This is a genomic window from Streptomyces mabaensis (genome assembly GCF_053763515.1).
Genome location: NZ_JBSOPZ010000059.1, coordinates 1 through 19,983 on the forward strand (window position 1 = coordinate 1; position 19,983 = coordinate 19,983).

A 19,983-nucleotide genomic window follows, 5' to 3' on the forward strand; every position below is an offset into this window, starting at 1 on the left:
GGTGTCCCTTCAAGGCATCAAGAACTGGGGACGTTCATCCGTACGCGGGTGGGGACGTTCACGTGTACGCCGACAGACGGCCCCGACCCCGGTCAGGGCCGCACGTCTGACCCGCACCCAGATCCAGGCCGCGCTCAAGCGAGCTGGCCGCCAGCGCGGCATCGAAGCCGAGGCCGACCGCCTCCGCGAGGTCTTCCGAGGCGACTGGGCCCACCAGCCGCTGCTGGTCGAGGACGCGCTCGGAAAGCAGATGCTCGCCCTCCTCATCCAACTGGATGCGGCCTGCACCGCCGTCGACGACCTCGCCGAAGCGGTGGGAGAGGCCTTCCCTCAGCACCCGGACGCCGAGGTGCTGCTGAGCTTCCCAGGGCTCGGTATCCAGCTCGCCGCCCGGGTCCTGGCTGAGATCGGGGACGACCGCACCCGCTTCGCCGACGCCCGCGGCCTGAAGGCCTACGCCGGCTCCTCACCCATCACCCGTGCCTCGGGCAAGAAGTCCGCCATCACCAGACGGTGGGTGAAGAACGACCGGCTCAACCACGCCGGCTACCTCTGGGCCTTCGCCTCCCTACGGGCATCCACCGGGGCCAACGCCCTACCGGCGCCGCCGCGAACAAGGCGACTGGCACGCCGCCGCCCAGCGCAACCTCTTCAACCGCATGATCGGACAGCTCTACCACTGCCTGAAGCAGGGCACGACCTACGACGAGTCGCTCGCCTTCGCGGCCCATCCCACCGAGGCCGTTGTCACCGCGGCTTGAGCCGGTCAGCGGGGAGTGAGGCAGGCTTCGAGTGCGGCTCGCTGTTGTGGCGGCAGGTGGTCGCCGAGGGGGACTTTGCGGGGGCTGTGATCGCCCTCGCAGAGCCAGCTCTGTTCGTCATCGTCGAACCACCAGTCCTCGGCGCCCCACATGGGGTGCCCCTGAAGCAGGTGTCTGGCCAACGCCTCGCTCGCCTCGGGAGCACCCTGAGCGACCAGAGCCTCGACCACCGCCGCCACGGCCTCCCCCGGAACCGCCGCGTCGCCGAGAACAGGCAGAAGAAGGAGGAGACGGGCGTGAGAGTCGGTGACACCTGCCGCACCCGGTGGTGCCTCCAGCAGGGCGGCGAGCTCAGGCCAGCACAGCCCAGGGCCGATGCGGTCCTGATCGTCGCTGGACAGGACGAGATCCTGGCTCCAGTCGGGATGGGTGAGGAAGTAGTCCGTGGTGGTGAACTCCTCGCCGCTGTTGAAGTGCACGACGATCGCGAAGCCGCCGACCAGCGGCACCGTGAACATGGGCCACGCCGACGGGTCGTGGAGCGTGTCCAGCATGGCGTCCGCGTCGCCCGCGTCCGTGCCGAAGGCCTCCGGCGCGAACCCCTCAGCCAGGTCCGCCAAGTACGCGGGCCAGAAGCCCGGCTCATCCAGGAGCGGGTGCCCGTCCACGACGGGCGACGAGGAGTACCAGTGCCGTGCCATCACCATGCCGGGATTCTCTCCAAGCCCGGTCAGGACTGTTCGAAGACCCCCGGCCTCACGGCCGACCGACTTGACGGCATAGCAACGTGAGGTGTCTACGTTCTCATTCGCCGGACACGCGTATATGCCTTGGCCTAAGCTGCTCTCAACTGTCACAGCCGTGGGGTTCTGTATCAACCCCCATCCCCCCTCCTCGCGGATTCCGCTCTCCCGAATAGGGCGGACGCATGTCCGATTCCACCTCATGCGTGGTTCGGCGCCCGTTGTGGGCCAACTGAAATTGCCCGCTTGCCGGGTATGTCACGCATGTCGTCCGCTCACTCCGTCGGGTGATCTGCCGCTTACGCATAGTCCGTTCGGACCATTCAAGATTGGGCCCGAAGGGGGTGTTGCGCTGTCCCCACCTTCCGTAACGTCCTCAACTGGCAGCGGTGAATATGCCGCTGCCGCCGTGGGGGAGCCTCGATTCGGGAGAGGACGGCGCCGGCATGGGCTGGGTAACCGACTGGAGTGCGCAGGCAGCCTGCCGCACTACCGATCCGGATGAACTGTTCGTACAAGGGGCAGCGCAGAACAGGGCCAAGGCGGTGTGCACCGGTTGCCCGGTGCGGACCGAATGCCTGGCCGACGCGCTCGACAACCGCGTCGAGTTCGGTGTGTGGGGTGGTATGACCGAGCGGGAGCGCCGCGCACTGCTGCGCAGGCGTCCCACCGTCACCTCCTGGCGCCGGCTGCTCGAGACCGCTCGTACCGAGTACGAGCGCAGCACGGGCATCCTGCCCGTCGATGTGGAGGCCGACGAGGTTTACGAGACGTACGCAGCGGTGGGCTAGCCCTTCAGGTCGGCCCACCGGGCCGTTCGGACAGCTCAGGCCGGGCGACCGGCCGCGAGCCGGTCACCGATGGCCCGCAGACCGGTGAGGTCGTGTACATCACCGGCCAGGGCGGCCACTTCGGCCACTGCCACTTCGGGGTGGAGCGAGGTGAAACGGTCACGCGTTCGCTGTTCACGCGTGATGACCTGCATGCGTTCGGCGTGCAGGCGCAGCAGACCCGCGGTCAACTGCTCGACGGAAGGCGCCTGGTCGGGGTCTTCCGTGTTGTCCGGGTCGATGGCGGGGTCGCCCGGCTCCTCGGCGGGATCGTCGGTGTGCTCGGCTGTGGGGGCCGTGTCGGGTGAAGAATCGGTGACCGGGTGGGGGTCGGTGACCGTTTCATCACCCACAGCAGCCTTCCCGGCCTCCTGATCCACAATGCGGCTCTCGTCAAGATTTTCCGCGGCGGCAAGCGCCCGCTCGGCCGACAGCTGGGCGGCGCCGCTGCCGTGCACCCGGTTCAGTACGAGGCCGGCGAGCGGCATGTCCTCCGCGGCCAGACGCTCCACGAAGTACGCCGCCTCCCGCAACGCGTCGGGCTCGGGCGCGGCGACCACGAGGAACGCCGTACCGGGGGCCTGGAGCAGCCGGTAGGTGGCGTCGGCTCGGGTCCGGAAGCCGCCGAACATGGTGTCCATCGCGCTCACGAACGTCTGTACGTCGCGCAGCAACTGACCCCCCAGCAGTTTGCCCAGGGTGCCGGTCATCATCGACATACCGACATTGAGGAACTTCATCCCGGCCCGGCCGCCCGCCTTCGCCGGCGCCATCAGGACCCGGATGAACTTGCCGTCCAGAAAGGATCCCAGCCGCTTCGGTGCGTCCAGGAAGTCGAGTGCGGACCGGCTCGGCGGGGTGTCCACGACGATCAGGTCCCACTCGTCGCGGGCCCTGAGTTGTCCGAGTTTCTCCATGGCCATGTACTCCTGCGTGCCCGCGAAGCCGGCCGACAGGGACTGGTAGAAAGGATTCTCCAGGATCGCGCGGGCCCGCTCGCCGTCCGCGTGCGCCTCGACGATCTCGTCGAAGGTCCGCTTCATGTCGAGCATCATGGCGTGCAGTTCGCCGCCGCCCGCGCCTTCTGCGTCCCCGTCGATGCCCTTCACCCGGCGCGGGACGTTGTCGAGCGAGTCGATGCCCATGGACTGGGCGAGCCGCCGGGCCGGGTCGATCGTGAGGACCACGACCTTGCGGCCCCGCTCGGCCGCCCGTACACCGAGGGCCGCCGCGGTCGTGGTCTTGCCGACTCCGCCGGCCCCGCAGCAGACGATGATCCGGGTCCCCGGATCATCCAGCAGCGGGTCGATCTCGAGCAGGGGGGCCGCGTCCAGAGTCATGAAGTCCCTTGCTTCCGCAGTTCCGATGCCAGGCGGTAGAGCCCCGCGAGGTCCATGCCCTCGCCGATGAGCGGGAGTTCGTACGCCGGTACGCCCAGCCGCTCCAGAGCGGACCGCTGTTCACGCTCCAGCTCGACCCGCTCGGCGTGCTGCCCGGCCTGCTCCAGCAGCGGGTCCACGAGCCGCTCGGCGAGACCGCCGCGGCGCGCCCCGCCCAGCCCGGCCTGGGAGAGCGCCTTGGCCACGTCGGCGCGCCGGCCGCCGGCCGCCGACCGCAGGGCCTCCTCGTCGAGCAGGTGCGGCCGGACCATGTTCACCACGACCCGGCCGACGGGCAGTTCGGCGGCACGCAGCTCGGCGATGCCGTCGGCGGTCTCCTGGACTGGCATCTCCTCGAGCAGCGTCACCAGATGGACCGCCGTCTCCGGGGACTTGAGTACCCGCATCACGGCCTGCGCCTGATTGTGTATCGGCCCGAACTTCGCCAGGCCCGCGACCTCGTCGTTCACATTGAGGAAGCGGGTGATTCGGCCGGTCGGCGGGGCGTCCATCACCACGTAGTCGTACGCGTAGCGGTTCTGCTTGTCCTTGCGGCGGACGGCCTCGCAGGCCTTGCCCGTCAGCAGGACGTCCCGTACGCCCGGGGCGATGGTCGTCGCGAAGTCGATGGCGCCGAGCTTCTTCAGCGCCCGGCCCGCGCTGCCCAGTTTGTAGAACATCTGGAGGTAGTCGAGAAGCGCCCGCTCGGCGTCGATGGCCAGCGCGAACACCTCGCCGCCGCCCGGTGCGACCGCGATTTTCCGTTCCTCGTACGGGAGGGCCTCCGCCCCGAAGAGCTGTGCGATGCCCTGTCTGCCCTCCACCTCCACCAGAAGTGTGCGCCTGCCCTCGGTCGCGAGGGCGAGCGCGAGTGCGGCGGCGACCGTGGTCTTTCCGGTACCGCCCTTGCCGCTGACGACCTGGAGCCTGCTCACGTCCCTGCTCACGTCTTCGAGCCTAACCAGTCGGGCCCCGGGCTACGCACGAGGCTGCCCTTCTCAGGCATTACGCTCGGCTCCATGACGAAGTGGGAATACGCGACCGTGCCGCTGCTCGTGCACGCGACCAAGCAGATTCTGGACACCTGGGGCGAGGACGGCTGGGAGCTCGTCCAGGTCGTGCCCGGGCCGAACAACCCCGAGCAGCTGGTGGCTTACCTCAAGCGGGAGAAGGCATGAGCACCGCCGACGGCGCCGTCGAGGCCAAGCTCGCTGAACTCGGCCTGACTCTCCCCGCGGTCGTCCCGCCGCTGGCCGCGTATCAGCCGGCGGTCCGGTCGGGCGTGTACGTCTACACCTCGGGCCAGCTCCCGATGGTGGAGGGCAAGCTTCCGGTCACCGGCAAGGTCGGCGGCGAGGTGACCGCCGAGGAGGCCAAGGACCTGGCGCGCATCTGTGCGCTGAACGCCCTGGCCGCCGTCAAGTCGGTCGCCGGCGACCTGGACCGCATCGCGCGCATCGTGAAGGTGGTCGGGTTCGTCGCCTCGGCGCACGACTTCACCGGCCAGCCGGGCGTGATCAACGGTGCGAGCGAGCTGCTGGGCGAGGTCCTCGGCGTGAAGGGCGTCCACGCCCGCAGCGCGGTGGGCGTCGCGGTGCTGCCGCTGGACGCGCCGGTGGAGCTCGAGGTTCAGGTCGAACTCCTCCCGGAGTAAGCCAAGCGCCGGGCCGGCCCGTCGGAACGAACCGAGGGCGCGGCCCGGCCCGGTAGGGCAGCCGGGATGCGGCCGCCGGCCGGCGCGGCGTCGGCATACGGCCGCGGTCCGGGCCCGTCGGCCCGGACCAGAGGGCGGTTACGACCGTCGGCCCGCGTGTCGGCCTGCCCCGCCGCCCGTTGCGGTCGCCGCTCCGACTCGTCGGCCCGCCGCCTGGCCCGGCCCGCGCGGTGGCGCACGGCCCGCCCCCCCGGGCGGCGAGACGTGCCCCTGACGCGGCAGCGATGCCGAGCCCGGGCGCGGCAGCGAGGCGCATCCCGAGCCTGAGCCGCGAGGCGGGCCGGTGCACGGGCGGCGAAGCGCGACCGGTGCATGGCCGGACGGGCCAGGGCCCGCACCCAGGCGGCCAGGGCACGGGCTCGGGCGGGGCAGGGCGCCGTGGCCAGGGGGGCCGGGGAGGTTGGCTCTCGAACATCCCAGCGGCAGCGCATAGCATCCGGCCATGTCCAATGGTCAGTGGTACCCGCCGGAATGGCCCGACCGCATCCGCGCCCTCGCCAGCGGCGAACTCACGCCGGTGACCCCCAAGCGGGCCGCCACCGTCATGCTGCTGCGCGATTCCGCCGCCCGGCCCGCCGTCGCCGTGTACATGCTGCGCCGACGCACCTCCATGGCCTTCGCCGGTGGCGCGTACGCGTACCCCGGCGGCGGTGTGGACCCCCGCGACGACGATCACCTGGTCGGCTGGGCCGGCCCGTCGCTCGACGACTGGGCCGCGCGGCTGGGCACCGACACCGGCTCCGCGCAGGCCATCGTGTGCGCGGCGGTCCGTGAGACGTACGAGGAGGCGGGCGTCCTGCTCGCCGGGCCGACGGCCGGCACGGTGGTCAGCGACACCACCGGCGACGACTGGGAGGCGGACCGGGCCGCCCTGGTCGCCCGCGAGCTGTCCTTCGCGGATTTCCTGGACCGGCGGGGCCTGCTGCTGCGCTCCGACCTGCTCGGGGCCTGGGCGCGCTGGATCACCCCCGAGTTCGAGCCGCGCCGGTATGACACCTGGTTCTTCGTGGCCGCGCTGCCCGAGGGACAGCGCACCCGTGACGTCTCCACCGAGTCGGACCGGGTGGTGTGGATCAGCCCCGCCGAGGCCGCCGAGGGGTACGACAAGGGCGAGCTGCTGATGATGCCGCCGACGATTGCGACGCTCCGCGGGCTCCAGCCGTACGCGACGGCGGCGGCGGCACTGGCCGGGGCCACCGGCCGTGATCTCACACCCGTACTGGCCGAGGCACGCTTGGAGGAGGGCGAGCTGGTGCTCAGCTGGCCGGGCCACGACGAATTCACCAAGCACCTCCCGTCAGGAGGTACCCGATGACCGACGCCACAGCCCTCCCCGGCCAGCCGCGCGGCGGTGTCCTCACCGGGCCCGCCACCGACCGGGCCGTCAATGTGCTGGCCCCCAACGCCTCGGCGATGACCCTCGACGGCACAAACACGTGGATCGTCTCCGAGCCCGGCTCCGACCTGGCCGTCGTCATCGACCCGGGCCCGCTGGACGACGTACATCTGCGGGCGGTCGTCGCCACCGCCGAGAAGGCCGGCAAGCGGATCGCGCTCACCCTCCTCACCCACGGCCACCCCGACCACGCGGAGGGCGCCGGGCGCTTCGCCGAGCTGACGCGCACTCCGGTGCGCGCCCTCGACCCGGCCCTGCGCCTCGGTGACGAGGGCCTGGCGGCCGGGGACGTGATCACCACCGGCGGCCTGGAGCTGCGCGTGGTGCCGACTCCCGGCCACACCGCCGACTCGCTCTGCTTTCATCTGCCTGCCGACCGGGCGGTGCTGACGGGCGATACGGTGCTCGGCCGCGGTACGACAGTGGTCGCCCACCCCGACGGCCGCCTCGGCGACTACCTGGACTCCCTGCGCAGGCTGCGCTCGCTCACGGTCGACGACGGGGTCCACACGGTCCTGCCGGGCCACGGACCGGTACTCGATGACGCCCAGGGCGCGATCGAGTTCTACCTGGCCCACCGCGCCCACCGGCTGGCGCAGGTCGAGACGGCCGTGGAGAACGGCCACTCGGCGCCGTCGGCGGTGGTGGCCCTCGTTTACGCGGACGTGGACCGCTCGCTCTGGCCGGCGGCGGAACTCTCGGTACGCGCGCAGCTCGAGTACCTGCAGGAACACGGCCTGATCTAGGCCGGGCTGCCCTGGGCCGCGTGCGTACGAAGGGGCGCCCCGCCGGTGAGCGGGGCGCCCCTTCCATACGTACGAACGTTTGCCGGTGGCGTCAGCGCGAGCGCTTCGCGAGGCGCTCCACGTCCAGCAGGATCACCGCACGCGCCTCAAGACGCAGCCAGCCGCGGCCGGCGAAGTCGGCGAGGGCCTTGTTGACCGTCTCGCGGGACGCGCCGACCAGCTGGGCCAGCTCTTCCTGCGTGAGGTCGTGCACCACGTGGATGCCCTCCTCCGACTGCACGCCGAAGCGGCGCGACAGGTCCAGCAGCGCGCGGGCCACGCGGCCCGGCACGTCGGAGAAGACCAGGTCGGACATCTGGTCGTTGGTCTTGCGCAGCCGGCGGGCGACGGCGCGCAGCAGGGCCGTGGCCACCTCGGGGCGGACGTTCAGCCAGGGCTGGAGGTCGCCGTGGCCGAGGCCGAGGAGCTTGACCTCGGTCAGCGCGGTGGCGGTGGCGGTACGCGGACCCGGGTCGAAGAGCGACAGCTCGCCGATGAGCTCGCCGGGGCCAAGGACGGCCAGCATGTTCTCGCGGCCGTCGGGGGAGGTGCGGTGCAGCTTCACCTTGCCGTCGGTGACGACGTACAGCCGGTCACCGGGGTCGCCCTCGTGGAACAGGGCGTCGCTGCGTGCGAGGGTCACCTCGCTCATCGAGGCGCGGAGCTCCGCGGCCTGTTCGTCATCGAGCGCCGCGAAGAGCGGGGCGCGCCGCAGAACGTCGTCCACGAGTTCTCTCCTATGTCGACCTGCTCAGGGGACCGTGGTCCCCATTTTGCCGGACGGTTCTCACCGTGCGATCAATCACAAGTTTGCCGGACGTGTGTGGGGTGCTGTGCGGCAGGGGGCCAATTGGAGTGGTGTTCCGCCGCGGCCGGGCGGATGTCAGTCCCTGCCTTTAGGCTGGCCGGGTGTCCGATACGCCGGTGAGAGCACAGGCCAAAGGGGCCGCGCGAGTGAACGCAGCCCGCGATTCCGCTGTGGGCGAACGCAAGCCCGCGAAGAAGGTGGCGCCCGCAACAAAGACGACAAAACAGGCGAAACCGGAATCCAGACTAGCCATGGTCCGTCGTGCGCGCAGGATCAACCGGGAGCTGGCCGACGTCTATCCGTACGCCCATCCCGAGCTGGACTTCCGCAACCCGTTCGAGCTCCTGGTGGCGACGGTCCTGTCCGCGCAGACCACCGATCTGCGGGTCAACCAGACCACCCCCGCCCTCTTCGCCAGGTATCCGACGCCGGAGGAGATGGCGGACGCGGTCCCGGAGGAGCTGGAGGAGATCATCCGGCCGACCGGCTTCTTCCGGGCCAAGGCGAAGTCGCTCATGGGTCTGTCGGCGGCCCTGCGGGACAACTTCGACGGCCAGGTGCCGGGCCGCCTCGACGATCTGGTCTCGCTGCCGGGGGTGGGCCGCAAGACGGCCTTCGTCGTCCTCGGCAACGCGTACGGGGTCCCCGGGATCACGGTCGACACCCACTTCATGCGGCTGGCGCGCCGGTGGAAGTGGACCGAGCAGGACGACCCGGTGAAGATCGAGGCGGAGATGGCGGCGATCTTCCCCAAGAGCGACTGGACGATGCTCTCGCATCGAGTGATCTTCCACGGCCGCCGGATCTGCCACTCCCGCAAGCCCGCCTGCGGCGCCTGCCCGATCGCGCCGCTGTGCCCGGCGTACGGCGAAGGGGAGACGGACCCGGAGAAGGCGAAGAAGCTCCTGAAGTACGAGATGGGCGGTTATCCGGGGCAGCGCCTGAGCCCGCCGCCGGAGTATCTGGCGGCAGGAGGGCTCCCGGGGAAGCCGGCGGCCGCTCCGGGAGCGGATTCGACTGCGGACGAGGCTTCGGCTGCGGCTGCGAATGACGCTTGAACGCTTGAAAGAGGGATGGGTCGTCGTTCGAGGAGCCAGCGACAGGGTGGTTCCTTGAGCGGCGACAGAGTGGGCCCGTGAGAAACGACAGTGTGGCCCCTTGAGGAACGGCGGGGTGGCCGGAACGATCTGCCGGACGTCAGGCGTTGTGAGAGACGACGGGGGTGCCTATGACACGTGCTAGCGAGACGTACGACGGCGAGGTCGCCGTGACGAGCCGGGGTCTGCCCGAGTGGCTGACCCCGGTGGCGCGTGCCGCCGAGAGCGTGCAGCCGCAGCAGCTCAGCCGCTTTCTGCCCCCGGAGAGTGGCCTGGGCCGTCAGTCCGCCGTGCTCATCCTGTTCGGAGAGGGCGCGGCGGGCCCCGAGCTGCTGCTGATGGAGCGGGCGAGCAGCTTGCGCTCGCATGCCGGGCAGCCCTCCTTCCCCGGTGGCGCCCTCGATCCGGAGGACGGTGATCCGGGAACCACCGGCCCGCTGCGGGCCGCGCTGCGCGAGGCCCAGGAGGAGACCGGGCTGGATCCGGCGGGTGTGCAGCTCTTCGGGGTGCTGCCCCGGCTGTACATCCCCGTGAGCGGATTCGTCGTGACCCCCGTCCTCGGCTGGTGGCGTGAGCCGACCCCGGTGGGCGTGGTGGATCCGGCCGAGACGGCCCGGGTCTTCACGGTCCCCGTGGCGGATCTCACTGACCCGGACAACCGGGTCACGTGCGTGCACCCGCGAGGGCACCAAGGCCCCGCATTTCTTGTCGAATCGGCTCTGGTCTGGGGGTTCACCGCCGGTCTGATCGACCGGATCCTGTACTTCGCGGGCTGGGAGCGGCCATGGGACCGGGCCAAGCAGGTCCCGCTCGACTGGCGCGCATGAGACGGTGGCCCCCGTGCTGCGTCTTTCCGGGGGGCACCTCCGGACCCCCGGCCGGACAGTCGGGCCGGACGGGGTGACCGGCACGAGGCATGAGAGGCAAATTCGGTGAACGTGCTGGACATCCTGTTGCTGGTCGCCGCCGTGTGGTTCGCGATCGTGGGCTACCGCCAGGGCTTCGTCGTGGGCATCCTGTCGGTGATCGGGTTTCTCGGCGGCGGGCTCGTCGCCGTCTACCTGCTCCCACTGATCTGGGACCAGCTGACCGGCGAGGCCGAGATCTCGATGACGGCTGCGATCGTCGCCGTCGTGATCGTCATCGTGTGCGCCTCGGTGGGGCAGGCCTTCACCACGCACCTGGGCAGCAGACTGAGACGGCACATCACCTGGTCGCCGGCCCGCGCTCTGGACGCCACCGGCGGCGGGCTGGTGAACGTCGTGGCGATGCTGCTGGTGGCCTGGCTGATCGGCTCCGCCCTCGCCGGCACCTCCCTGCCGACCCTGGGCAAGGAGGTCCGTAACTCCAAGGTGCTGCTGGGCGTCTCCCGGGTGATGCCCGACCAGGCCGACACATGGTTCACGGACTTCAGCTCGGCGCTCGCGCAGAACGGCTTCCCGCAGGTCTTCAGCCCCTTCTCCAACGAGCCCATCACCGAGGTGCAGGCCCCGGACCCGGCGCTGGCCAACAGCCCGGTGGCGGCCCGGGCGAAGCAGTCCATCGTCAAGGTGGTCGGTACGGCGACGAGCTGCAGCAAGGTCCTGGAGGGCACCGGCTTCGTCTTCGCCGACCGCCGGGTGATGACCAACGCGCACGTGGTCGGCGGCGTCGAGGAGCCGACCGTCCAGATAGGCGGCGAGGGCAAGCTGTACGACGCGAAGGTCGTGCTCTACGACTGGCAGCGCGACATCGCGGTCCTGGACGTGCCGACGCTCGACGCGCCCCCGCTGCAGTTCGCCGAGGCCGATGCGCGCAGCGGGAACAGCGCAATCGTCGCGGGCTTCCCGGAGAACGGGGCGTACGACGTCCGGGCCGCCCGGGTCCGCGGCCGTATCAACGCCAACGGTCCGGACATCTACCACCGCGGCACCGTGCAGCGTGACGTCTACTCGCTCTTCGCGACGGTCCGCCAGGGCAACTCCGGCGGCCCGCTGCTCACGCCCGACGGCAAGGTGTACGGGGTCGTGTTCGCGAAGTCCCTGGACGACCCCGACACCGGGTACGCGCTGACGGTCGACGAGGTCCGCGAGGACATCCGGCTCGGCCTCGCGGCGAACCAGCAGGTCGACAGTCAGGGTTGCGCACTCTGAGCGCGCCGGCGACTCGGGTACGAACGCCTGCGTCTCAGGTACGAGGGTGACGCAGGCGCGCCGAGACCCAGCGGGCCCGGCGGCGGAGGATAAGCGGAATGCCGAGCCGGGGATCGTGGCCCTGGTCTTGCGGGCCGCCCCTCTCGTGGGTGCTCAGCGAAGTCGCGGAGCGGCGGTTGCGTGGTGCGTCACCGTAGTCGTGCGTCCAGCCCATACCCCGACGTCTGCCCGTGCCCCATGGTCGGTAACCGCCTCCGAGGCGGCCAATTGGCCTATGCGGGAGGCATTTGGCTGTTCGTCAGACAACTGTTCCCTCATTGGCTGAACCTAGCGGTCCGGTTCGGGGTCCTTGAGCCAGTTGACCAGTTCGGTCGAGAAAGCCACCGGATCTTCCTCGTGCGGGAAGTGCCCCAGGCCGTCGAACAGCCGCCACCGGTACGGCGCTTCGACGTACTCCCCGGACCCGGCCGCACTGCGCGTACGCAGCACCGGGTCCAGCGAGCCGTGCAGATGCAGGGTCGGGACCCGGACCGGCCGCTTCATCCGGCGGTTGAACTGGATGCCGTCCGGCCGTGCCATCGAGCGGACCATCCACCGGTACGGCTCGATCGAGCAGTGCGCCGTGGAAGGGATGCACATCGCGCGCCGGTAGACCTCGACGGCCTCCTCGTCCGGCAGCCGGGGCCCGGACCAGTCGCGGATGAGGTCGCCCACCAGGGCCCCGTCGTCCGCGACGAGCCGGCGCTCCGGGATCCAGGGGCGCTGGAAGCCCCAGACGTATGACCCCGCCGCCGTCTGCTTGACGTCGGAGAGCATCGCGGACCGCCAGCGGCGCGGATGCGGCATGGACGACACCGCCAGCCTGCGCACCAGCTTGGGCCGCATCACGGCCGCGGTCCAGGCGAGGTAGCCGCCCAGGTCGTGTCCGACCAGCGCCGCGTCCGGTTCGCCGAGGGAGCGGACGACGCCGGTGATGTCGAGGGCGAGGTTCGCCGGGTCGTAACCCCGGGGCGTACGGTCGCTGCCACCCACCCCGCGCAGGTCCATCGCCACCGCCCGGAAGCCGGCGTCGGCGAGGGCGGTCAGCTGGTGCCGCCAGGACCACCAGAACTGGGGGAAGCCGTGCAGCAGTAGCACCAGCGGCCCGTCACCCAGCTCCGCGATATGGAAGCGCGCACCATTGGCCGCGACGTCCCGATGGGTCCAGGGACCGTCGGGACGTACGACAGAAGAAGGTGTACCGGAGCCGGAATCAGGGGCCGTCATGAAGATGAGCGTGCCACAGCCACCGGCTTGTCACTGACCGGGCGGCCGGTGACGGGCCGGGGATGCGGCTTCACGGTCCCCAGGACGGCGGCGGTCTGCTTGGCCGAGGCGATGGACTTCTCCGGCGGCTTGACCTTCTTGAACTTGGTCAGGGCGAGCAGCGCGGCCAGCCCGGCGATCAGCAGAAACGCTCCGCCCACGATCAGGAAGGACCAGGCCAGACCGAGTCCCAGGTTGTGGATGCCGTACGCGGCGGCGAAGCTCAGTACGGGCAGGGAGAACAGCGCGAGCACTCCCGCGATACCGAAGGCGGTGCCCCCGATACCCGCCCGCTTGACGTCCTGCCGCAGTTCGGCCTTGGCCAGTGCGATCTCGTCGTGCACCAGGGCGGACATCTCGGCGGTGGCCGAGGCGACCAGCTGGCCGAGACTGCGCTCGGCCCCTTGGTCCGCTGCGCTCATCAGCTCTCTCCTCTTCTCAGCCTGTCTGCTACGGATGTGATGTCCGATCATGCCGGACTGTCGCCGTCCCTGCCCGCTCCTGCCGCCACTTTCGCCAGCCGGCGGTGCTCGGCGGCCTTCTCCTCGTAGATCGCGGCCATCCGCAGGTGGTACTCGGGGTTGTCCTGCTCGTAGATGTCGGGGATACCGTCCCTGTCCTCGTCGCGTTCCTCCTCGGCGCTGAGCGCGCGGTACTTGCGGTCGCGCAGTTTGAGGAGGCTTCCCGCGAGTACGGCGGCGATGAGCGAGCCCAGCAGCACGGCGGCCTTGACCTCGTCGGCGAGCCCCGGGTCCTCGGCGAAGGCGAGTTCACCGATCAGCAGCGAGACGGTGAAGCCGATCCCGGCGAGCGAGGCGACGGCCAGCACATCGGGCCAGGCGAGGTCCTCGTTGAGCTCCGCCTTGGTGAAGCGGGCGGCCAGCCAGGTGCCGCAGAAAATGCCGATCGTCTTGCCCACGACCAGGCCGAGGACGACGCCGAGCGTCTCGGGCCGGGTGAAGACGTCCGTCAGTGCGCTGCCGGAGACGGAAACCCCGGCGGAGAACAGCGCGAACAGCGGCACGGCCAGGCCTGCCGACAGCGGGCGCACCAGGTGCTCGATGTGCTCGCCGGGGGAGTGGTCCTCGCCCTCGCGCCGGGTGCACCGCAGCATCAGACCCATGGCGACACCGGCGATGGTGGCGTGGATGCCGCTGTTGTACATCAGACCCCAGATGACGAGGGCGAGCGGGATGTAGACGTACCAGCCGCGTACGCCCTTGCGCAGTAGCAGCCAGAAGACGACGAGGCCCACCACGGCGCCGCCCAGCGCCGCGAAGTCGATGTCCTTGGTGAAGAAGACGGCGATGATGAGGATGGCGAAGAGGTCGTCGACGACGGCGAGGGTGAGCAGGAAGGCGCGGAGCGCGGACGGCAGCCAGGTGCCGATGACGGCGAGCACGGCGAGGGCGAACGCGATATCGGTGGCGGTCGGGACCGCCCAGCCCTTCAGCGAGCCGCCGCCGAGCACGTTGACCAGGACGTAGACGCCGGCGGGCGCGGCCATGCCGCAGATCGCCGCGATGACAGGGAGGGCGGCGGCCCTGGGGTCGCGCAGTTCGCCCGCGACCAGTTCACGTTTGAGCTCGATACCGGCGACGAAGAAGAAGACGGCGAGCATGCCGTCGGCGGCCCAGTGCTGGAGGGAGAGGTCGAGGCCGAGAGAGGCGGGGCCGATGTGGAAGCCGCGTACGCTCTCGTAGCTTTCCTGCACGGGGGTGTTGGCCCAGATGATGGCGGCGATCGCGGCGACCAGCAGGAGTACGCCGCCGACGGTCTCGGTGCGCAGCGCGTCCGCCACGTAGGTCCGCTCGGGGAGCGAGAGCCGGCCGAGGAACTTACGGGGGGTGGGGGTGGGCGCGGCCACGGCGGGAGACCTCCGGTCGGTACGGCAGTGATGACATGACTGATGGCATGACAAAGCAGTTGCCGACCAGACTTCCCGGCGCACCTATGAGACTTTTGTCGTGTTGTTGACGCGTGCTTACTTTACCCGGGCAGTCAGTGGCCTACCCGGTGATCATCGCTTCACGGCATGAGGGCTTCCGGCGCCAGGCGCCGGAAGCCCTCATGCCCTGGGGGTCGCGGGGACCGGGGCCGGATCAGTCCTCCGTGGCCGCGCTCGGCAGCTTGGTCTGAATCAGGTCCATGACCGAGGAATCGGTGAGCGTGGTGACGTCTCCGAGTTCCCGGTTCTCCGCGACATCACGCAGCAGCCGGCGCATGATCTTGCCGGACCGCGTCTTCGGCAGCTCGGCCACCGGCAGGATCCGCTTGGGCTTGGCGATCGGGCCGAGCGTCGCACCGACATGGCTGCGCAGGTCGTTGACGAGGTTCTCGTCCTCGGACGCGGTGCCGCGCAGGATCACGAACGCCACGATGGCCTGACCGGTCGTCTCGTCCGCGGCCCCCACGACCGCCGCCTCCGCGACCTTGGGGTGCGAGACGAGCGCCGACTCGACCTCGGTGGTCGAGATGTTGTGGCCGGACACGAGCATGACGTCGTCCACCCGGCCGAGCAGCCAGATGTCGCCGTCCTCGTCCTTCTTGGCGCCGTCGCCCGCGAAGTACTTACCCGGGAAGCGCGACCAGTAGGTGTCGAGGAAGCGCTGGTCGTCGCCCCAGATCGTGCGGAGCATGGACGGCCACGGCTCGGTGAGGACGAGGTAACCGCCGCCACCGTCCGGGACCTCGTTCGCCTCGTCGTCCACGACGGTGGCCGAGATGCCGGGGAGGGCGCGCTGCGCCGAGCCGGGCTTGGTCTCGGTGACACCCGGCAGCGGCGAGATCATCATCGCGCCGGTCTCGGTCTGCCACCACGTGTCGACGATCGGCGTCTTGCCGGCGCCGATGTGCTCGCGGTACCAGATCCAGGCCTCGGGGTTGATCGGCTCGCCGACCGAGCCGAGAACGCGCAGCGAGGACAGGTCGAACTTGGCGGGGATGTCGTCTCCCCACTTCATGAACGTACGGATCGCGGTCGGCGCGGTGTAGAGCACCGTCACGCCGTACTTCTGGATGATCTCCCAGAACCGGCCCTGGTGCGGGGTGTCCGGCGTGCCCTCGTAGATGACCTGGGTCGCGCCGTTCGACAGCGGCCCGTACACGATGTACGAGTGGCCGGTCACCCAGCCGATGTCCGCGGTGCACCAGTAGACGTCGGACTCCGGCTTGAGGTCGAAGACCGCGTGATGGGTGTACGACGTCTGGGTGAGGTAGCCGCCGGAGGTGTGCAGGATGCCCTTCGGCTTACCCGTTGTACCGGAGGTGTAGAGGATGAAGAGCGGCTGCTCCGCCTCGAACGCCTCGGGGGTGTGCTCGGCGGACTGGCGGCCGGTGATCTCGTCCCACCAGATGTCCCGGCCCTCGGTGAAGGCGGTCTCCTGCCCCGTGCGCCGGACCACCAGGACGTTCTTGACCTGCGGGCACTTGGCGACGGCTTCGTCGATGGCGGGCTTGAGCGCGGAGGGCTTGCCGCGCCGGTAGCCGCCGTCCGCGGTGATGACCAGCTTGGCGTCGGCGTCCTGGATGCGGGAGGCGATGGCATCGGCCGAGAAGCCGCCGAACACCACCGAGTGCGCGGCGCCGACACGGGCGCAGGCCAGCATCGCGATGACGGCCTCGGGGATCATCGGCAGGTAGACCGCGACCCGGTCGCCCGCCTGGACGCCCAGCTCGGTCAGGGCGTTGGCGGCCTTGCAGACCTCGTCCTTGAGCTCGGCGTAGGTGAGGGCGCGGCTGTCACCGGGCTCGCCCTCGAAGTGGATGGCCACGCGGTCGCCGTTGCCCGCCTCGACATGGCGGTCGACGCAGTTGTACGCGACGTTGAGCCTGCCGTCGGCGAACCACCTCGCGAAGGGCGGATTCGACCAGTCCAGGGTCTCGGTCGGCTCGGTGGCCCAGGTCAGCCGCCGGGCCTGCTCGGCCCAGAAGCCCAGCCTGTCCGCGTTGGCCTGTTCGTATGCCGCCGCCGTGACGTTGGCATGGGCGGCCAGTCCGGACGGCGGCGCGAACCGCCGCTCCTCCTTGAGCAGGTTGGCCAGGCTTTCGTTGCTCACGACATCTCCCTTTCCCAGGGTGTCCGTTGTGTCCCGGGTCATAGCTCATCAGGCCGATGGCCGGGTGACAAGGGGCTACCGGAAATTGGTTTAGACCTGTGTGGTCCGTTGAGGCCTCCGGCCGCTCCCCTGGCACGCGAAGAATCGTGTGCCAGGGGAGGGCCCATACGGTCTCACGGACAGGTAGGGAGAAGGGTTCAGGCCGTTCAGGCGGGTGTTTCCACGAGCGCCGCCGGCGCGACGCGGTCGAACACCGCACCTGCGGAGGCGCCGCCGTCCCCGGAGGCGCGGTCTCCGGAGGCGAGCAGGTAGGCCTGGGCCTCGCCGACGTGGAAGTACATCCCGTGCAGTTCGAGGGTGCCCTCCGCGAGCCGCCGCGCCACCGATTCGTGAGCGCGCAGGTGCTCCAACTGCTGCACCACGTTGGTCAGGCACAGCTGCTCCGCCGCGTCGGCCACCGCCCGGCCGGAGATCCGTGCCCAGGCGTGATCCCGGCTTGCCATCCGGTCCAGGCTGGGCAGCCCGTGCCGCAACCAGCGGAGCAGCGGAGTCTGCGGCGTATCGGGTGGACCGGGTTCACCAGTCGCGCCGGGTGTTCCCGGTGTCGCGTTCAGCAGGGCCTGCATCGCCCCGCAGCCGGAGTGCCCGCAGACGGTGATGCTGTTCACCTTCAGCACGTCCACCGCGTACTCGATGGCGGCCGCGACCGAGTCGTCCGTTGACTCGGCGCCCGGCAGCGGCACCAGGTTGCCCACATTGCGGACGGTGAACAGATCGCCCGGCCCGCTGGAGGTGATCATGCTGGTGACCAGCCGCGAGTCGGCGCAGGTGAGGAAGAGCTGCGAGGGCTGCTGTCCCTCGCGCGCCAGCCGGGCCAGCTCACTCCGGACCAGAGGCGCGGTGTCGCGCTGGAAGGCGCTGATGCCGCTGGCCAGTTGCCCGCGCGTCTGCGGGGAGCCCTGGCTGCTGTCCTGTGACGTCTGTGGCTTCTGTGACTTCTCGGATGTCTCCGGTCCCGGGGAGGAGTGCGCGGCAGCGGAGCTGCGGGCGTCCTCGGTGGGCTCGGCCGCCGGGGCGGCAGCCGCGGCCACCTTGTGGTCGCAGTGGTTGCGCCACGGCGTCCAGGGCCGGCAGCAGGTGTGCGCCGCCTGGCCGAGCTCGGCGATCCGGGCACCGGCTCGGCCGGTCACCTCGACCGCGCCGCCATGGGCGATGTGCGCCTCCTGCCAGCCGTGCAGCGTCTCGTACGCCGCGTGGTCCATGAAGGACCCGTCCAGTTCCACTATGGCGTCGGCACCCTGCGGGACCTGGTTCAGTGTCCGACTCAGCCGGGGGACCGCCAGGAAGGTCAACTGCCCGCGGGCGCGGATGCGGTGCACCCCGTCCCGTACTTCGGAGGTGATCCGGGTTCTCGCCAGCCGCTGCAGTGCGACGGCCACGGCCACGGCGATCCCGACGGCGACCCCCTCCAACACTCCGGCGAGTACGACGGCGAGGCCGGTCGCCGCGTAGACGACCACTTCGCGGTGCCGCGTGACGCTGCGCATGTGCGTGATGTTGACCATCTGGACGCCGACAACCATCACCAGGGCGGCCAGTGCGGCGAGGGGGATCAGGTCCAGTACGGGAACGAGCAGCCCGGCGGCGAGCAGTACCCACACGCCGTGCAGCATCGTCGATCTGCGGCTCACCGCACCGGCGTTGACGTTTGCCACGCTGCGCACCGCGACCCCGGTGATCGGCAGGCCGCCTAGTGCTCCCGAGACGATGTTCGCGGCGCCTTGGCCGCGCAGCTCCCGGTCGAGGTCCGTGCGCGGGGGCCGGACGGCCCGGGGCGCCCCTGGGGCGGACGCGGGTGTCTTGCGCGCGGCCGCCAGCTTGTCGATGGCCACCGCGGACAGCAGCGACTCGACGCTGGCGACCAGGGTGATGGTGAGGACGGCGGCGAGGATGCCCAGCACCGCTCCCTGCGGCATCTCGGGCAGGGCATGGCTGCGCCAGGACGGCAGGTCCACTCGCGGCAGACTCAGTCCCGCCAGCGCGGCGACGGCGGTCGCGGTGCCGACGGCCGCGAGAGCGGCCGGGACCTTCCGCAGGTGCCGGCCGGTGCGGCCCGGAACTCTCGGCCACGCCAGCAGAACGACGACCGTGAGCGCGCTGATGCCCAGCGCCACCGGGTGCAGGTCGGCCAACTGGGCGGGCAGCCCGAGGACGTTGTCCACGGCGGAACTCTGCGGCGTGCCGCCGAGGACGATGTGCAGCTGGGCGAGGGCGATGGTGACGCCGATGCCCGCCAGCATCCCGTGCACGATGGCGGGGCTGACCATCAGTGCTGAGCGGGCGGTCCGGAGGAAGGCCAGTCCGAGTTGCGCGACTCCGGCGAGCACGGTGATGGCGCAGGTGGTGCGCCAGCCGTACTGCTGGATCAACTCGGCGGTGACCACCGTGAGTCCGGCGGCCGGCCCGCTGACCTGCAGTGGGGAGCCGCCGAGCCGCCCGGCGACGATGCCGCCGACGGCGGCGGCCACCAGGCCGGCCTGGAGCGGGGCGCCGGTGGCGAGGGCGATGCCGAGGGACAGGGGCAGCGCGATCAGGAAGACGGCGATCGAGGCGGATAGATCGGCGCCGGGGTCGGGACCCAGGCGGCGGAAGCGCCGGCTGCCCTCGGGCGGGGGGCCGTGGGGCCGCCGGCTGGGGTTCGTGGGTGAAGAGCGGTCGGTGCGGGTGGGGACGCAGGCAGACATGTTTCCCGTCTCCTCCGGGGCTGCGCGGTCGCGGAAAGTGGGTCGCGGCCGTGGGTCACGGCTGTACAGCGGCGGGATTCTCAACTCTCGGTAAATGAATCGTAATGCAGAGTAAAGGCGATCGTGGGATATATGGGGCAAATAGCCCCTTCATTCACTCTTCGGAGTGAATAGTCATTTAATACGGCTTGTCATGTCTTTCCTTGACCCCAGGCGTGCGACGTTGAATCG

18 protein-coding genes and 1 pseudogene are annotated in these 19,983 nt (G+C 70.4%); 9 read left to right on the forward strand and 10 right to left on the reverse strand.

Annotated features, from left to right (window positions below):
* Positions 1-761 (forward strand): annotated as a pseudogene (locus ACWV17_RS32280) (transposase); the annotation flags it as partial.
* A 5-nt stretch (positions 762-766) separates the two neighbouring features.
* On the opposite strand, the gene ACWV17_RS32285 reads toward ACWV17_RS32280, so the two are convergent.
* Positions 767-1,468: a hypothetical protein gene (locus ACWV17_RS32285; RefSeq protein WP_455362453.1), complete on the reverse strand. Its 702-nt coding sequence runs from the start codon at positions 1,466-1,468 to the stop codon at positions 767-769.
* 482 nt (positions 1,469-1,950) lie between these two features.
* Here ACWV17_RS32285 and ACWV17_RS32290 point away from each other — a divergent pair, with 482 nt between their 5' ends.
* Complete coding sequence (locus tag ACWV17_RS32290) at positions 1,951-2,295, forward strand: WhiB family transcriptional regulator (protein WP_455353775.1); 345 nt, start codon at positions 1,951-1,953, stop codon at positions 2,293-2,295.
* A 35-nt stretch (positions 2,296-2,330) separates the two neighbouring features.
* Here ACWV17_RS32290 and ACWV17_RS32295 read toward each other — a convergent pair whose 3' ends face one another.
* Together ACWV17_RS32295 and ACWV17_RS32300 are read right to left on the reverse strand one after the other, a co-directional pair.
* Entirely contained in the window at positions 2,331-3,674 is a 1,344-nt protein-coding gene (locus ACWV17_RS32295) for an ArsA family ATPase (protein WP_455362454.1), read from the reverse strand.
* Complete coding sequence (locus ACWV17_RS32300; protein ID WP_455362467.1) at positions 3,671-4,648, reverse strand: ArsA family ATPase; 978 nt, start codon at positions 4,646-4,648, stop codon at positions 3,671-3,673. The genes ACWV17_RS32295 and ACWV17_RS32300 overlap by 4 nt, the downstream gene beginning before the upstream one ends.
* An 84-nt stretch (positions 4,649-4,732) precedes the next feature.
* On the opposite strand from ACWV17_RS32300, the gene ACWV17_RS32305 reads away from it, so the two are divergent.
* From ACWV17_RS32305 to ACWV17_RS32320, 4 genes are all read left to right on the forward strand, one after another.
* The gene (locus tag ACWV17_RS32305; protein WP_003967454.1) at positions 4,733-4,891 is read left to right on the forward strand and encodes a DUF4177 domain-containing protein; all 159 of its coding nucleotides are present in this window, start codon (positions 4,733-4,735) and stop codon (positions 4,889-4,891) included.
* Positions 4,888-5,367 (forward strand): RidA family protein, encoded by a 480-nt coding sequence (locus tag ACWV17_RS32310; protein WP_455362455.1) that lies wholly within the window; start codon positions 4,888-4,890, stop codon positions 5,365-5,367. Before ACWV17_RS32305 ends, ACWV17_RS32310 begins: the two co-directional genes overlap by 4 nt.
* 502 nt (positions 5,368-5,869) lie before the next feature.
* A complete protein-coding gene (locus ACWV17_RS32315) occupies positions 5,870-6,742 on the forward strand; it encodes an NUDIX hydrolase (protein WP_455362456.1) in 873 nt (290 codons plus the stop codon).
* Entirely contained in the window at positions 6,739-7,569 is an 831-nt protein-coding gene (locus ACWV17_RS32320) for an MBL fold metallo-hydrolase (protein ID WP_455353771.1), read from the forward strand. Before ACWV17_RS32315 ends, ACWV17_RS32320 begins: the two co-directional genes overlap by 4 nt.
* 91 nt (positions 7,570-7,660) lie before the next feature.
* On the opposite strand, the gene ACWV17_RS32325 is transcribed toward ACWV17_RS32320, so the two are convergent.
* Complete coding sequence (locus ACWV17_RS32325) at positions 7,661-8,335, reverse strand: Crp/Fnr family transcriptional regulator (RefSeq protein ID WP_455353770.1); 675 nt, start codon at positions 8,333-8,335, stop codon at positions 7,661-7,663.
* Positions 8,336-8,586: 251 nt separating this feature from the next.
* Between ACWV17_RS32325 and nth the strand changes: the two genes are divergently transcribed.
* The 3 genes from nth to ACWV17_RS32340 all read left to right on the forward strand — a co-directional run bounded on the left by nth (position 8,587) and on the right by ACWV17_RS32340 (position 11,645).
* Positions 8,587-9,474, forward strand: coding sequence for an endonuclease III (gene nth / locus ACWV17_RS32330; RefSeq protein WP_455362468.1), 888 nt, complete (start codon positions 8,587-8,589; stop codon positions 9,472-9,474).
* 170 nt (positions 9,475-9,644) lie between these two features.
* Entirely contained in the window at positions 9,645-10,340 is a 696-nt protein-coding gene (locus ACWV17_RS32335) for an NUDIX hydrolase (protein ID WP_455353769.1), read from the forward strand.
* A 105-nt stretch (positions 10,341-10,445) separates the two neighbouring features.
* On the forward strand, positions 10,446-11,645 hold the full coding sequence (locus tag ACWV17_RS32340; RefSeq protein ID WP_455353768.1) for a MarP family serine protease: 1,200 nt from the start codon (positions 10,446-10,448) through the stop codon (positions 11,643-11,645).
* A 34-nt stretch (positions 11,646-11,679) separates the two neighbouring features.
* On the opposite strand, the gene ACWV17_RS32345 is transcribed toward ACWV17_RS32340, so the two are convergent.
* The 6 genes from ACWV17_RS32345 to ACWV17_RS32370 all read right to left on the reverse strand — a co-directional run bounded on the left by ACWV17_RS32345 (position 11,680) and on the right by ACWV17_RS32370 (position 19,752).
* A complete protein-coding gene (locus ACWV17_RS32345; protein ID WP_455362457.1) occupies positions 11,680-11,859 on the reverse strand; it encodes a hypothetical protein in 180 nt (59 codons plus the stop codon).
* 113 nt (positions 11,860-11,972) lie between these two features.
* Positions 11,973-12,911, reverse strand: a complete 939-nt coding sequence (locus ACWV17_RS32350) for an alpha/beta fold hydrolase (protein WP_455353766.1) — start codon at positions 12,909-12,911, stop codon at positions 11,973-11,975.
* Complete coding sequence (locus ACWV17_RS32355) at positions 12,908-13,372, reverse strand: phage holin family protein (protein ID WP_455353765.1); 465 nt, start codon at positions 13,370-13,372, stop codon at positions 12,908-12,910. The genes ACWV17_RS32350 and ACWV17_RS32355 overlap by 4 nt, the downstream gene beginning before the upstream one ends.
* Before the next feature lie 47 nt (positions 13,373-13,419).
* Complete coding sequence (gene nhaA / locus ACWV17_RS32360) at positions 13,420-14,817, reverse strand: Na+/H+ antiporter NhaA (protein ID WP_455362458.1); 1,398 nt, start codon at positions 14,815-14,817, stop codon at positions 13,420-13,422.
* Positions 14,818-15,052: 235 nt separating this feature from the next.
* Positions 15,053-17,050 (reverse strand): acetate--CoA ligase, encoded by a 1,998-nt coding sequence (gene acs / locus ACWV17_RS32365; RefSeq protein WP_455362459.1) that lies wholly within the window; start codon positions 17,048-17,050, stop codon positions 15,053-15,055.
* 164 nt (positions 17,051-17,214) lie between these two features.
* Positions 17,215-19,752, reverse strand: coding sequence for a bifunctional SulP family inorganic anion transporter/carbonic anhydrase (locus ACWV17_RS32370; protein ID WP_455362460.1), 2,538 nt, complete (start codon positions 19,750-19,752; stop codon positions 17,215-17,217).
* Positions 19,753-19,983 lie beyond the last annotated feature (231 nt).

Excerpts from the sequence above, each read along its gene's own strand:
- ACWV17_RS32295 (WP_455362454.1), bottom strand. The coding sequence starts at position 3,674 with ATGACTCTGGACGCGGCCCCCCTGCTCGAGATCGACCCGCTGCTGGAT.
- ACWV17_RS32355 (WP_455353765.1), bottom strand. The coding sequence starts at position 13,372 with ATGAGCGCAGCGGACCAAGGGGCCGAGCGCAGTCTCGGCCAGCTGGTC.
- ACWV17_RS32315 (WP_455362456.1), top strand. The coding sequence starts at position 5,870 with ATGTCCAATGGTCAGTGGTACCCGCCGGAATGGCCCGACCGCATCCGC.
- ACWV17_RS32335 (WP_455353769.1), top strand. The coding sequence starts at position 9,645 with ATGACACGTGCTAGCGAGACGTACGACGGCGAGGTCGCCGTGACGAGC.
- ACWV17_RS32305 (WP_003967454.1), top strand. The coding sequence starts at position 4,733 with ATGACGAAGTGGGAATACGCGACCGTGCCGCTGCTCGTGCACGCGACC.
- ACWV17_RS32290 (WP_455353775.1), top strand. The coding sequence starts at position 1,951 with ATGGGCTGGGTAACCGACTGGAGTGCGCAGGCAGCCTGCCGCACTACC.
- ACWV17_RS32310 (WP_455362455.1), top strand. The coding sequence starts at position 4,888 with ATGAGCACCGCCGACGGCGCCGTCGAGGCCAAGCTCGCTGAACTCGGC.
- acs (WP_455362459.1), bottom strand. The coding sequence starts at position 17,050 with ATGACCCGGGACACAACGGACACCCTGGGAAAGGGAGATGTCGTGAGC.
- ACWV17_RS32370 (WP_455362460.1), bottom strand. The coding sequence starts at position 19,752 with ATGTCTGCCTGCGTCCCCACCCGCACCGACCGCTCTTCACCCACGAAC.
- ACWV17_RS32320 (WP_455353771.1), top strand. The coding sequence starts at position 6,739 with ATGACCGACGCCACAGCCCTCCCCGGCCAGCCGCGCGGCGGTGTCCTC.
- ACWV17_RS32350 (WP_455353766.1), bottom strand. The coding sequence starts at position 12,911 with ATGACGGCCCCTGATTCCGGCTCCGGTACACCTTCTTCTGTCGTACGT.
- ACWV17_RS32345 (WP_455362457.1), bottom strand. The coding sequence starts at position 11,859 with ATGGGCTGGACGCACGACTACGGTGACGCACCACGCAACCGCCGCTCC.
- ACWV17_RS32285 (WP_455362453.1), bottom strand. The coding sequence starts at position 1,468 with ATGGTGATGGCACGGCACTGGTACTCCTCGTCGCCCGTCGTGGACGGG.